The organism is Nostoc cf. commune SO-36, assembly GCF_023734775.1.
GTDB classification, from domain to species: domain Bacteria; phylum Cyanobacteriota; class Cyanobacteriia; order Cyanobacteriales; family Nostocaceae; genus Nostoc; species Nostoc commune_A.
This window is the reverse complement of the sequence record NZ_AP025732.1, coordinates 4,772,113-4,785,110: the sequence shown is the minus strand read 5'-3', so window position 1 is coordinate 4,785,110 and position 12,998 is coordinate 4,772,113. Positions and strand designations below refer to the sequence as shown.

Genomic DNA, 12,998 nt, shown 5'->3' with positions numbered 1-12,998 from the left:
ATTGTCAAGTTTAATTCTCTACAAATTAATGAAATGCTGTACTTAGCGAACAAATAATATTAATACAATTACTGAGAAGTCCCTGAAAATATTAGGAGATTCTCAACGGGAATTCGCTTCTAGTCAGTTTGTCAACAAGCCGCTAGAGTAACTTTTTATTAAGATAAAAAGACGACTGGTTGCAAACATAGGGGATATGCAAAACACAGATATAGTTGTCATTGGTAGCGGTATTGGCGGTTTAAGTTGTGCCGCTCTTTTGGCACGATACGGCTTTGATGTGATGGTTTGTGAAAGTCACTCCATCCCTGGTGGTGCTGCCCACAGTTTTGAGCGCAACGGTTTCAAATTTGACTCAGGCCCATCCCTCTACTCTGGACTATCTTATAGCCCCTCCACCAACCCCCTAAAACAAGTATTAGATGCAATTGGTTCTGAATTACCATGCGTAACCTACGATACTTGGGGTTGTTGTCTGCCAGAAGGTGATTTTGATACGTCGGTTGGTTCCGAGCAATTTTCTGAAGTTTTGATGAAATTTCGTGGTCATAATGCTGTTGTCGAATGGCAAGAACTCCAGCGCGTTATGGAACCATTCGCTGGTGCAGCAATTTCTATACCACCAGCCGCATTACGCTTTGATTTGGGTGCAGTTAGAACTGTAGCCCCGTTTGCCCTATCTCTGGCAAAAAACTTGCCAGATGTCATCAAGTTGACGGGCCCCTTCAGCCGGATTATGGATGGCGTTGTTAAAGATCCATTTACCCGAAATTGGCTGAATTTGTTGTGTTTTCTGCTTTCTGGACTGCCCGCAGATGGCACTAGTGCCGCAGAAGTAGCATTTATGTTTGCCGACTGGTATCGACCAGATGCAGTACTTGAATATCCCATTGGTGGGAGTGGTGCTTTAGTTGACACCCTTGTACAAGGATTGGAGCGTCACGGAGGGAAGCTGATATTGGGCGCTCATGTGGAGCAAGTGTTGGTAGAAGGTAATCGTGCCGTGGGTGTGCGTCTGCGCGATCGCCAAGAAATTCGGGCGCGTCGGGCAGTTATATCTAATGCATCGGTTTGGGACACACTGAAGTTACTACCAGAAAAGGCAATACCCCAACAGTACCGCAGCCAGCGACAAGCAACACCTGAGTGTGATAGTTTCATGCATCTACATTTAGGTATTGATGCTCAAGGATTACAGCCAAATTTGCGCTGTCATTACATCGTAGTTAATAACTGGGAATTGGGCATAACAGCACCTCAGAATGTTGTGGTGATATCAATTCCTTCAATTCTCGATCCATCCTTAGCGCCACCAGGAAAGCATGTGATTCATGTGTATACTCCTGGTAATGAGCCATACTCTATCTGGCAGGGAATGGATAGAAGGAACCAGGAATATGCCGAACAAAAGCGATCGCGTGCAGAAGTAATGTGGCAAGCTTTAGAACGGGTCATTCCAGATATCCGCTCTCGTTGCGAAGTCACACTTGTTGGTACACCTCTAACCCACGAGCGTTATCTCCGTCGTCATCAAGGTTCCTACGGCCCAGCAATTCAGGCTGGAAGTGGTATGTTTCCTGGCCCTAGCACACCTCTAACAGGATTGATGTGTTGCGGAGACTCGACATTTCCCGGCATTGGTTTACCAGCAGTTGCCGCAAGTGGGCTGATTGCTGCCAATACACTTGCACCTGTTAATAAGCATTTAGCAATGCTTCAGGATATTAAGTGCATTTAATTTTTTGAGTATAAAATCTAGTTGCCAAGAGAGCCGCACCCACTGCCAAAACTGCCAGTACACTGTCAGGTTCGGGTACGGCAGCAACTTGAGCATCAACTCGTGCAGTTCCAGCAAACAAACCTGTTAAGTCAGGATCGCCTAGTATATTTGCAAACTCTGGAGAAATCAACAATCTAACATCAGGGATGGTTAAAGTTTGACCATCAAATGCTACAGGTTCCGGAAGACTTAAATCAAACAAAATTGTATTTAAAGAAAATGTGTCTCTTAAAACAAATCCGCTAGTATCTTTAACGGTACGTCCTGAAGCAAAACCAATTGAAAAGTCACCAACAGTAATTTGATCGTTAAAGGTAACAGTACCAGTATGCTCGATTGTACCTGAGAGCGGAGTGAAACCACCCTCGTTAGTGAATGTGAAGTTGGTGGCTGAGTCGATATTGAAGCCAACTAAATAATTGCTGGGAATTGGTGCGACTGTCTGATTAGTGCCTGTCAAGGTTAACCCAATATTTCTCAGAATATCTTCGTGATCGCGATCAATGCTGGTGACTCCAGATATCACCTTAAAAGTTGCAGCTTCTACTTGTATGGGTGCAATTAATATAAAAGCAGTTGTCGTACAACCGAGAATTCCTGCAAACTGAGGAAAATGCATATATACTCCTGATGATATTTATAATTTATTTTATCTAATAAAATGCTTTTTATTAATGTAAAATCTTTAGCATTACCGCTAAAAATCTACTTTTATAAATGAAAAACTATTTTTTAATCTTGATATAAATCAACCATAACATTGATGTTGAAATTTAAGCTATGCAGTTACAAACGTAAATTAAATTAGGTAGTTACAAATAAATGACACTGCTTAAAATAAAGCACAAAGTATAAGATATAAGGCATTAGAGACAACAAATGATAAAAATATAGTTACGTTTAATTATGTCCAGTTACGATTATTTAGCCTTGAACTTACCAATAAATAGAGATGAAACTTATGTTTTACCTCTATTTATTGACAAATTTAGATTAAGAGGTGAAGCAAAACACGAGAGACAATCTCGTTCCCAGTCGGAGACTGGGAATGCCATCTTTGGGGCTGCCGCCTCCCTTGCTAGCGGCAGCAGCCCCAAGAGCATCATTTCCAGCCCAGAGGCTGGAAACGAGGTTTCAAAGGGATTTGAGCTTAATTTGACACTAATGGGCAAAGACAAGCCCTTACCAGCATATTCGTATCATTATTAAAGTGAAATGGTATTACTTCTGTTCATAGACTTGTTCTAATCCACCAGCTTATTTTCTCCAAATTAGGATTTATTTCCTGCCAAAAGCTAGCTGATGAGTCTGCTTCTCTTATTTCTATGAGTATTTTATCTATACTGTCAAAATTTTTTTGAATTAACTGTTTATCTAATTTAGGAATATCTAATTTAAGATATTTCAGACGGTTGGGTAACTCTACTTGCTCTTTCGTCGGCAAATTGGGAATTTGAGCAACTTGTTCTAAAATTTTGTCTACTGATGCAATCACTTCTTGTAGGTTCGGCTTTTTAGTTTGTAATTGTAAATCTTTTTCTTCAAAGGTTTCTTCTAGATTACCTAGCTTTACCATCACTATTTTAACAAAAAAAATATTGTAATCTATCTCGCTAACTTCACCCACTTGCTGGTGATATTTTCCACTTTTATTTATAAATACTATGTCACCTTTCTCAATTCTGTTGTTCATAATTTCTACAACCTCTCAATTAAATTGTTAAATAATCTCCTCTACCGAAAATACTACTCTAAAGCCACAAACCCTAAGTCCACCGTCTGATTCATTCCAGCTACGGCTAGCGCTGCGACACAGTTCTGCGTTGAAACTCCAAGAACCACCCCGTAGCACCCGGCGATTAATATCACCGCCAGCTTCCCAAGCTGTTCCATCTGAGGGTGCATCGTTGTAATTGTTGTGCCACGAGTCAGCACACCATTCCCAAACTAGCCCGTGCATATCGTACAATCCAAAAGTGTTGGCGACTTCAAAACTACCGACGTTTGTTGTTTCTTTACGGAATTTGCTTTTTGGTTCCATAGTGCAGCTGACTAACTCAGAGGTAATGGTTTCGCCAAAGTGAAAGGATGTTGTAGTTCCAGCACGACAAGCGTATTCCCACTCAGCCTCACTTGGTAAACGATAGTCGCGTCCAGTTTTTTCTGATAGTCTGAGACAGAATTCTACAGCCTCATACCAAGATACATTTTCTACTGGTCTATCTAAACCTTTAAATTTCGATGGATTAGGATTTAAAGCTTGTTTTATTTTAGGTAAAGCTGCTACTACTCTCCACTGTGCTTGAGTTACGGGAAATTTCCCCATAAAAAATGGTTCGACGCTAACTTGATGTTGAGGACGTTCGTCAGCATCCCCTTCAAACTCCGGTGAACCCATCATATAAGTACCGCCAGGAATTGATACCATTTCTAATGTGACAGACTTACCCAATTCTTCGGCAAAGAAGTTGGCATTACAACTCATGCGGTTTACTTCCCTACCACCTGTGTCTACTGTCACTACGTCAAATTCAAAAGTTTCTAACGGGGGTAATGGTACGATTACTTTTTGTGGTATCGGCGGTAATATGGGTTGGGACATCGAAACAATTTTTAAGGCAACAGGTTCAATGTTGAATGTTGCAAATTTCAAATCATTAATAACTTCGACTGCTGTTTGATATCTTTCACTCGGTAGATGTTTTAGTAATTTATCTAAAATTTTTCCTAATTCGTCGCTGATAGTAATAGCTTGTTGTTGTAAACGCTCACGCCACAACCACTTAGCATTCATGGCATCATAAATAGGATCATTAACTTGTCCAGAAGCATCCTGCAAAGGCAAACATCGAGTTAAAAGACGTACACAAGTTACACCCAAAGCATACAAATCACTACCGTGACAAGCAAATCCAGCCATTTGTTCAGTTGGGGCATAACCAAGGGTATAAATTACTGTAGCTTGTCTTCCTAAACTGGTTTGTGTTACCTGTTTAGCACCGCCAAAGTCAATTAATACAGGTTTTTTATCACTTGCACGGCGGATAATATTTTCTGGTTTGATATCCCGATGAATTACGTTATGGGCATGAATGAATTCCAGAACTGGCAATAAATCAGCTAAAAGTTCCCAAATTTGTGCTTCACTATAGATTTGTTGCTGAACTTCTTGTAAGAGGGTTTTTCCTTGAATAAATTCTTGTACGAGATATAAGCTAGCACCTTGTTCAAAATAAGCTAGTAATCTGGGAATTTGCGTATGATTTTCTCCCAGTTCATACAAACGAAAAGCCTCTTCTTTAAAAAATTCTGCTGCTTTGGTGCGTTGTCCTGTTCCCTGAAACTGGGGAAAAAATTGCTTGATGACACAAGGCGCGTTTAGTCTGTCTACATCTTCTGTAGCATAGGTTCTACTAAATCCACCTTCACCTAAAAGTCTTAATACGCGGTAACGGTTTCTTAGAAGTTTGCCAAAGTTACTTTGTCCGCAACTCACGCAAAATCTATTGCTATCAGAGTTGAATGGATTTGAGCAATTGGGATTTTGGCAGATTTGCATAATGAGGGGGAAATAGCATCTTCTCCAAAGTTAGCCCCAATATTATCTAATTGAAAACAGTTATGTAGAGAAGCGAACACGGAAGTTTATTTATGTGTTTAAGATTGCTCTAATCCCTTCCTTTTTAAGGAGGATTAGGCAGTATTAACTAACTCAAGGGTATTTGCTTAAAACTATCTTTTACATGAGAATATAAGAATGATTAACAATTAAAAATTAAATACAGTTACATCAGAGCATTGAAATTCTGAATAAAACTAATATCAGTATCTTAGCTTGACGTAATGCACACCACATTTAATATAGCGGTTGTTCATTATCTAAAAAAGTTCGTAAAGAACCAATTAAAGAATCCAAAGTTTATGAGAGTTACAGAATAGGTTTCAACTCTTTTAGTAGTTTCTTAGGGTGCGTTATAAACTAATACAGTTCAGTTAAGAAATTTATCCTTGAGGCAGGGGGAGCAGGGGATGTAAGGGATGCAGAGGGAAGCACGGGGAGAGAAAAAAGCTTATCTGAACCGTATTGCCTTATGGACACGCCGAAGTAACAAATGCGAACCCCGAAATAACAAATGCGAACCCCGAAATAACAAATGCGTACCCCGAAATAACAAATGCGTACCCCGAAATAACAAATGCGTACCCCGAAATAACAAATGCGTACCCCGAAGTAACAAACGCGTTGGCGTAGCCCGCCGCAAGCATCGCTGTGATTGCAACAATTTAGCTTTGTCACACCAACGTAACGCACCACAAATCTTTGGTAAATGAAGTTTTCCGACTTGTGTGTACACCGTAACCTTTACAAGGGGAGGGTTAGGGTGGGGTAAAACCTTGGTTAATCAGCTATTTCAGACTTTCAAGATTGATTTGACCAATTCTTCCTTGATGGTACAAGCCCCTAAATTCATTTATGGATAGATAGTTTTAAACTTTGCTTGGTTCAAGCCCCCGGATTTATCCGTGGGCATTAATTGCGAATTGCGAATTGCGAATTGCGAATTGCGAATTGTGCTGACTCTGACTCTTATTTGAAACTTTTATTCTCTCCAGAAGCACGAATTAATTCAGCTATAAGAGCAACGATCGCAGATACTGAAATCAGCATCACACTCAAAGCGTTAATATCAGGCTTGACTCCTGATCTAATCCGGCTAAAAATTTCCATTGGCAGGGTGTTAGAACCACTACCAGCAGTAAAACTGGCAATGAGAAAGTCATCTAAGCTGAGGACAAAAGCTAACAGACAACCAGCTAAAATACCAGGCATCAATTGAGGTAACAATACTTGGATAAAAGCTTGTGTTGGTGTAGCACCTAAATCTAGTGCCGCTTCTTCTAAGTGAGGATCTAAATTAGTCAGCCGTGAAGCAACTACAAGTCCGACATAAGCGAGACAAAACACGATATGGGCTGCAACTATTGTCCACAAACTCAAAGGTATTGCAAAGGCGGCTAGACATACTAGGGTAGCCACTGCGATCGCAATATCGGGAATAATCAATGGTAGGTAAGCAACACCCCGATACAATTTCTTACCAGGAAATTCGTAACGCGCCAACCCAACTGCCATCAAGGTTCCCAGCACTGCTGAAACCCCAACTGCACAACCAGCAACTATCATACTGTTTTGCAAAGCTGATAAGATGCGATCGTCACTGAACAACTTGCGATACCAATCGAGAGTGAATCCTTGCCAAGTTGCACTGTAGGGCTACTGATTGAAGCTATAAAACCCAAGTACCAGTATGGGCAGGTACATGAACACAAATATCAACAGTGAGAAAACCGCCTGCCATGAGACACGCGGTTTTTTGAGAGATGGAGAGATATTCACGTTTATATATGATTTTTATTGATAGTAACATAAAACATCATATTTTATGCAATAAGTCAATAATTTAATTTTTCTCTCCCTTTTGACTCCTGAATTCTGTTTGATAATTGCTACCAAATTAGGCGATCGCGCCATTTTTCTACAGTTCTAGCACTCACTCCTGGAACTCTTTCTAATTCTTGTAAAGATGTAAATTTTTGCTGTTGACGACTAATAATTATCCTCTGTGCTAACTTCTTACCCACGCCAGGGAGAGTTGCCAATTCTTCCAGACTTGCAGTGTTGATATTTATTTGTTTAATTGGTTGTAATTCACTTGATGAAGAACTTTTTATCTGAGGACACCGTGTTTGTTCTGCTCTAATTTTTTCTTGAATTCCTGGTGGTAAGCCGGGTTTAAGTTTGGCATAAAGTCGAGCAAATTCGCGCACATAATGATCAGCAATTATAGGACTTTCAATCACTACAAGCGTCTCATCGTTACCATAATTGGCAGCATCTGACCAATTATGAGAACCTGTAATTACTCTTTGGTTATCAATAACACCAAATTTATGATGTAATAAATCGCCTTTGGGTAACACAGGTACGCCTACAGTTGTAATTGGATTTGACCAAGGATGGTTATCAACTTCATATTTACATTTGTTACTGAGAGCAATCCCCATCATATCCAATGCCTCACTATAGGGACGATAGGCAAATTGTGGTTCAATTAAAGCGCGAATTTGCACATCTTGCTGATGCCGTTTTTCTAAGGTATTGGCAAGACGCTGATCGGAAAGGACAAATAACGCCATATCAACAGATTTGGTTGCTGAATCTAAAGTTTTATTGATTAAACCATTACTACTGTTACTCCAGGGTTGAGTTGGGGAAGTAGGCGAAAAATGTACAGTAATTTGAGTGTTTCCTAAAGTTATCTGTTTAGGTAAACGGATCGGTTTTTGCAAACCAAATTTACTATCTGGCTTACCTCCTGGCCCATCTCCCCACAGAATATTAAACTCTTCTGTAAATAAAGATGCTAATTCTGGGCTGTCAATCTGCAATAAGTTATTGGCATTGCCTAAACTGCTAGAATTTGTAAAATCACCTGAAGTATCACTTAATGTAAAATTGGCTGAAGTTATAATCACGATGCGATTATCCACAATCACAAATTTGTGATGCATCAAACTGCTACCTGCTGAACCATCCGCTTGATCATCTATCCAGGGAATTTTGGCATTCTGCAAAATTATCAAAGCATCTCTTTGATTTATTTCCTCTAGACTGAGTTGATTATCTTGGTTAATATCGATAAACTTGCGAAATTCGTTGTAACGTTCTTGTTCCCTTTTATCTAACTTAGCAACTTCAGTAGATGTTAAGCTACTCCAAGGTCGGCTATAGGTATTTTCTAAAATTATCCTGACTTTTACCCCAGCTTTTTGTCTATCAGCCAGTGCTTGGGCAACTTTGGGTAAACGTAATTCTTGCACCGCCACATCTACTGTAGACTTAGCTTGCGTAATAGCATCGACAATCTGTTTTTCTAAATCATCCCCCAGGCGAGTTTGCTGACGGTAAGGTTCTTTGTATTCTGAAGACTCAGAATGGTTAAAGTAAACTTGAACTAACGGATCTTGTGGTAAAGGTGCTAAACGTTGATTGGAAGACTGGACTCGTTGACAAGCAGCAAGGGGAAATATCAGTAAAAAGATATATAAAAAATATCTTCGTCTAGAGATAAGTTGCACTGTAATCTGTTAGAAGTGGATTGGGAGTGGACATATTTATCATTCCCAAAATTTTGTCTTCTGAATTAAGTAGAAAAATAACTTTCCAAGTAAACGGAAAAATCCACTGATAGAGGCATTACAGAGATTTTTTCAGGATTTGTCCACTCAAACTGTATATGCTGACAAGATCAGCAGACTACTACCAACGTGTGTTCTCACCATTATCGGTTATATGCAAATTTATCTAGATTACAGCGCCACTACTCCGACTCGAAAAGAAGCGATCGCAGTTATGCAAACAGTCCTAACTCAACACTGGGGCAATCCTTCCAGCTTACATGAGTGGGGACAACGGGCGGCAACGGTTGTAGAAGAAGCTAGAGTCCAAGTTGCTGGTTTAATTAACGCTGCAAGTCCTGAATCGATCGTTTTTACCTCTGGTGGCACTGAGGCAAATAATCTTGCAATCATGGGTGTGGCTAGGTTATATGCTGTTCCTCAACATATAATTATCTCCAGCGTTGAGCATTCGGCAATTTCTGAGACAGTAAAGCTGCTAGAAACGTGGGGTTGGGAAGTTACGCGCTTGTCTGTAGATGTTAAAGGTAAAGTTAATCCTTTGGATTTAAAGGCGGCGTTGCGACATAACACAGCCTTAGTTTCTATAATTTACGGCCAAAGTGAAGTTGGAACTGTGCAAGCGATCGCAGAACTGGGTAAGATTGTGCGATCATCTGGTGCTTTGTTCCATACAGATGCGGTGCAAGCTGCGGGACGCTTACCCATAGATGTGCAACAACTGCCCGTAGACTTACTTAGCCTTTCCAGTCATAAAATATATGGGCCACAAGGTGCAGGGGCGTTATATGTGCGTCCTGGTGTGGAAATGATGCCCTTATTGGGTGGTGGTGGGCAAGAAATGGGATTGCGTTCTGGTACGCAAGCAGTACCGATAATTGCCGGATTTGGTGTAGCAGCAGAATTAGCAGCCGAAGAATTAGCTACAGAAACACCACGATTAATTGAGTTACGCGATCGCGCTTTTGCCCAATTAGTTGAGATTCCTGGTTTAATTCCTACAGGGGATGACTGCGATCGTTTGCCTCACCATATTAGTATGTGCTTAGAATACGCCAATGGGGAAAAACTTAGCGGCAAAACCTTGGTAAGACAGCTAAACCTTGCTGGCATCGGCATCAGTGCTGGTGCTGCCTGTCACAGTGGTAAACTTAGCCCTAGTCCGATATTGTTAGCGATGGGTTATTCCGAAAAAGCTGCCTTGGGAGGAATTCGCATCACATTGGGGCGTGATACTACTGAAGCTGATATAGATTGGACAGTAATGGTATTAAAGCAAGTTTTGCAAAGGCTAACACCAGATTTATCTTTAGTTAAGCGTTAAATTCTGGACAATAATCTTAGGATTTCAAATAATTACGATCGTCTAATTGCTATGATTTTAATTCTCGTAATAAGGAAAAAACATCATGAATACTGCCAAACTCACCACTGATGGTACTCATCAAATCGTTATTTTACCCGAAGACTTTCAACTTACTGGTACTGAAATTTATATCAAAAAAATTGGCACTGCCATTGTCCTCATTGCCAAAGATAACCCTTGGCAATCCCTAATAGAGAGTGTAGACAATTTCTCCGATGACTTCATGAATTCTAGAGATCAGCCAGTTATTGACACTATTACAACAAGGCAAAAGTAAAAAGTAAAAAGAAAGAATACTTATACCGCAAGCCTTGTATCCATTTTGCGTAAATCAATAAATGAGTCTATCTAACCCAGAACCGAGTTTCCTCAAGACTTTAAAACGCAAGGCTACCAGCACAGTTGGTCGGGGAAAAGTAGTCAACCTCAACACCAACTTAAATTTTTCTGCGTGGAATGATGAAAGCGTTGCTCTATATCTAGGTGATAGTCTAGAACATTACAACAGTTGGGAGCAGCCTACAGTCATCGTTTCAGATGGAGCTTACGGTGTTCTTGGTTTTGAAGGAGACACTTCAGATCATATTGATTTACCTAATTGGTATGAACCTCATATTAAAGCATGGTCAAAAGCAGCCATACCATGCACAACACTCTGGTTTTGGAATTCAGAAATTGGCTGGGCTGTTGTGCATCCACTTTTAGAAAAGCACGGTTGGCGTTATGTTAATTGTAATATTTGGAACAAAGGAAAAGGTCACATAGCAGGGAATGTTAATACAGAAAAAATTCGTAGATTTCCAGTAGTTACAGAAGTGTGTGTTCAATATGTAAGAGAAGTTAAAGTCAACGAACTGACGTTGAAAGTATGGTTGCTTGAAGAGTGGAAACGTTCTGGATTACGACTACGACGGGCAAACGATGCTTGTGGTGTAGCTAATGCTGCAACTAGGAAGTATTTCGATCAAGGACACTTATGGTATTTCCCTCCTCCAGAGATGTTTGAGAGGTTGGTCAACTATGCAAATGAGCATGGTAATCCAGAAGGAAGACCTTATTTTTCTTTGGATGGAAACCAATCTTTAACAGGGCAAGAATGGAGTAAGATGCGCTCTAAATTTAGATGTCCTCATGGTTTTACAAATGTTTGGGATCGCCAAGCTCTACGGGGTGATGAGAGAGTTAAGATTCCTTCTGGAAAAGCACTACATCTTAATCAGAAGCCCCTCGACTTGATGAGCATTATTATTGAAGCGTCAAGTGATAAAAATGATGTTATCTGGGAACCTTTTGGAGGATTATTCAGTGCATCTCTAGCAGCACATAAACTGAGACGAAAAGCTTACTCTTGCGAAATTGATCCAGATTATTTTTATTATGGAGTTCAGAGATTTAATCAAGAAGTTCATCAATACTCTCTTCTCTAATTTCTAGATAATCTTGTAGAGATTTCTTGATGCTGTCTTCTCGACGGCTTGATAAAAGTCTATTCCATTGACTAACTGTAATACTAGAAAATTCAATGTTATAGACACGCTGCTTAAATTTTTTAATACCTGGATGCACGATTCTGTCCATCTTTGCAAAATTAGTATCCAGTCTGTATTTATACTGGCTCAATAGTTCACGCAGAAGGTGCTGATATTCTCTAGTTGGTTTATAGATTTTTCCTTCAACACCCCATGAATCAACTATTTTTTGAGCTTCTAAGAACTCTTCGACAGAACCTTGAAATTTATAACCGCTAGTGTTTGTCTGCTGTAAATTTGCTGTTCTTTGAGTTGTATCTTCTGGCTCCAAAACAAGATAATCTGGCGGATTATGATAATGAGTATCTCTAGCTAAGGCTACCGACAAACCAGAAACAACACATATATCAAGAATACGAGGTTTGCCATAGATAATTTTCTCAGGCAACCATGCCAGCATAGCAACATAAGTCTGATCATACTGAAAGTGATTTTGGCTGTCTTTAAAGCGTGCTGTTATTTCCGTTGCTAATGGAAACCATGCTTTAATCTCTAATCCTGGTGTCGGTTGAACTTTTCCCACAAAAATAGTATCTGGAAAGCCAGGATCTTGCCTCTGCCACTTTCCAAACTCAGAAAATTCATTTTGTTTATTCAAAAATTCAACTGTGTTAAACTCGATTAAATTTCCGAGTAAGGGTGAAAGCTTTGAGATAACTTTAGTCAAATTTAGCGCTGCGTCTATAGTTACAGGCTTAGATATATCTAAAACGTCAAAAGTATGACCAGATAAGTTATCTAAATATTGAGATGCAAGCCTGATTACATCCTGTGTATTCATACCTCCTCCTCACAAGATGCTTTAGATATTCCTTGTTCAACTTTTCTGAGAATATCGCAAGGATCTACCCCCATTACGCGAGTAACTAACAGAAACTCAATTACATCTAACCGCCGTTCACCGTTTTCATATTTGGCTACGAAAGATTGTGGCTTTTTCAAGGATTTAGCAAGCGTCTGTTGAGTTAGTTTTGCCTCCTTACGAGCCGCAATCATACAGTGACGGAATATTTTATAATCCTGGCTGAGAACAAATTTCATTGTGCCTTGGCTTTAGCACTATGTATTACTTTGAACACAATAAACCCATTTTCGGATAATCCCAAAATAGGATATTTTTATA

Annotated in this window: 12 protein-coding genes; 5 read left to right on the top strand and 7 right to left on the bottom strand. The window is 39.9% G+C overall.

From position 1 onward, the window contains the following. The first annotated feature begins 196 nt into the window (after positions 1-196). The gene (locus tag ANSO36C_RS21575) at positions 197-1,738 is read left to right on the top strand and encodes a phytoene desaturase family protein (protein WP_251956172.1); all 1,542 of its coding nucleotides are present in this window, start codon (positions 197-199) and stop codon (positions 1,736-1,738) included. Here the strand turns inward: ANSO36C_RS21575 and ANSO36C_RS21570 are convergent. Beyond that, the gene (locus tag ANSO36C_RS21570; RefSeq protein WP_251956171.1) at positions 1,725-2,399 is read right to left on the bottom strand and encodes a hypothetical protein; all 675 of its coding nucleotides are present in this window, start codon (positions 2,397-2,399) and stop codon (positions 1,725-1,727) included. The genes ANSO36C_RS21575 and ANSO36C_RS21570 overlap by 14 nt on opposite strands. Before the next feature lie 287 nt (positions 2,400-2,686). On the opposite strand from ANSO36C_RS21570, the gene ANSO36C_RS21565 reads away from it, so the two are divergent. Then, a complete protein-coding gene (locus tag ANSO36C_RS21565; protein ID WP_251956170.1) occupies positions 2,687-2,989 on the top strand; it encodes a hypothetical protein in 303 nt (100 codons plus the stop codon). A 22-nt stretch (positions 2,990-3,011) separates the two neighbouring features. Here the strand turns inward: ANSO36C_RS21565 and ANSO36C_RS21560 are convergent, their stop codons facing one another. The 4 genes from ANSO36C_RS21560 to ANSO36C_RS21545 form a co-directional block, all read right to left on the bottom strand. Then, positions 3,012-3,473 carry a hypothetical protein gene (locus tag ANSO36C_RS21560; RefSeq protein ID WP_251956169.1) on the bottom strand — a complete coding sequence of 154 codons (462 nt, stop codon included), beginning with the start codon at positions 3,471-3,473 and terminating at the stop codon, positions 3,012-3,014. 27 nt (positions 3,474-3,500) lie between these two features. Then, positions 3,501-5,339, bottom strand: coding sequence for a bifunctional serine/threonine-protein kinase/formylglycine-generating enzyme family protein (locus ANSO36C_RS21555; RefSeq protein ID WP_251956168.1), 1,839 nt, complete (start codon positions 5,337-5,339; stop codon positions 3,501-3,503). 1,029 nt (positions 5,340-6,368) lie between these two features. After that, a complete protein-coding gene (locus tag ANSO36C_RS21550; protein ID WP_323374471.1) occupies positions 6,369-6,965 on the bottom strand; it encodes an ABC transporter permease in 597 nt (198 codons plus the stop codon). 323 nt (positions 6,966-7,288) lie between these two features. Next, a complete protein-coding gene (locus ANSO36C_RS21545; RefSeq protein WP_251956167.1) occupies positions 7,289-8,920 on the bottom strand; it encodes a DUF655 domain-containing protein in 1,632 nt (543 codons plus the stop codon). Positions 8,921-9,134: 214 nt separating this feature from the next. Between ANSO36C_RS21545 and ANSO36C_RS21540 the strand changes: the two genes are divergently transcribed. From ANSO36C_RS21540 to ANSO36C_RS21530, 3 genes are all read left to right on the top strand, one after another. Further along, the gene (locus ANSO36C_RS21540) at positions 9,135-10,304 is read left to right on the top strand and encodes a cysteine desulfurase family protein (RefSeq protein ID WP_251956166.1); all 1,170 of its coding nucleotides are present in this window, start codon (positions 9,135-9,137) and stop codon (positions 10,302-10,304) included. An 85-nt stretch (positions 10,305-10,389) separates the two neighbouring features. Next, positions 10,390-10,623, top strand: a complete 234-nt coding sequence (locus ANSO36C_RS21535) for an antitoxin (RefSeq protein WP_251956165.1) — start codon at positions 10,390-10,392, stop codon at positions 10,621-10,623. 61 nt (positions 10,624-10,684) lie between these two features. Then, the gene (locus ANSO36C_RS21530; protein ID WP_251956164.1) at positions 10,685-11,773 is read left to right on the top strand and encodes a DNA methyltransferase; all 1,089 of its coding nucleotides are present in this window, start codon (positions 10,685-10,687) and stop codon (positions 11,771-11,773) included. Here the strand turns inward: ANSO36C_RS21530 and ANSO36C_RS21525 are convergent. Together ANSO36C_RS21525 and ANSO36C_RS21520 are read right to left on the bottom strand one after the other, a co-directional pair. Then, on the bottom strand, positions 11,739-12,656 hold the full coding sequence (locus tag ANSO36C_RS21525; RefSeq protein ID WP_251956163.1) for a hypothetical protein: 918 nt from the start codon (positions 12,654-12,656) through the stop codon (positions 11,739-11,741). The two genes, ANSO36C_RS21530 and ANSO36C_RS21525, sit on opposite strands and share 35 nt — an antisense overlap. Then, positions 12,653-12,916 (bottom strand): helix-turn-helix domain-containing protein, encoded by a 264-nt coding sequence (locus ANSO36C_RS21520; protein ID WP_251956162.1) that lies wholly within the window; start codon positions 12,914-12,916, stop codon positions 12,653-12,655. Before ANSO36C_RS21520 ends, ANSO36C_RS21525 begins: the two co-directional genes overlap by 4 nt. Positions 12,917-12,998: the final 82 nt, after the last annotated feature.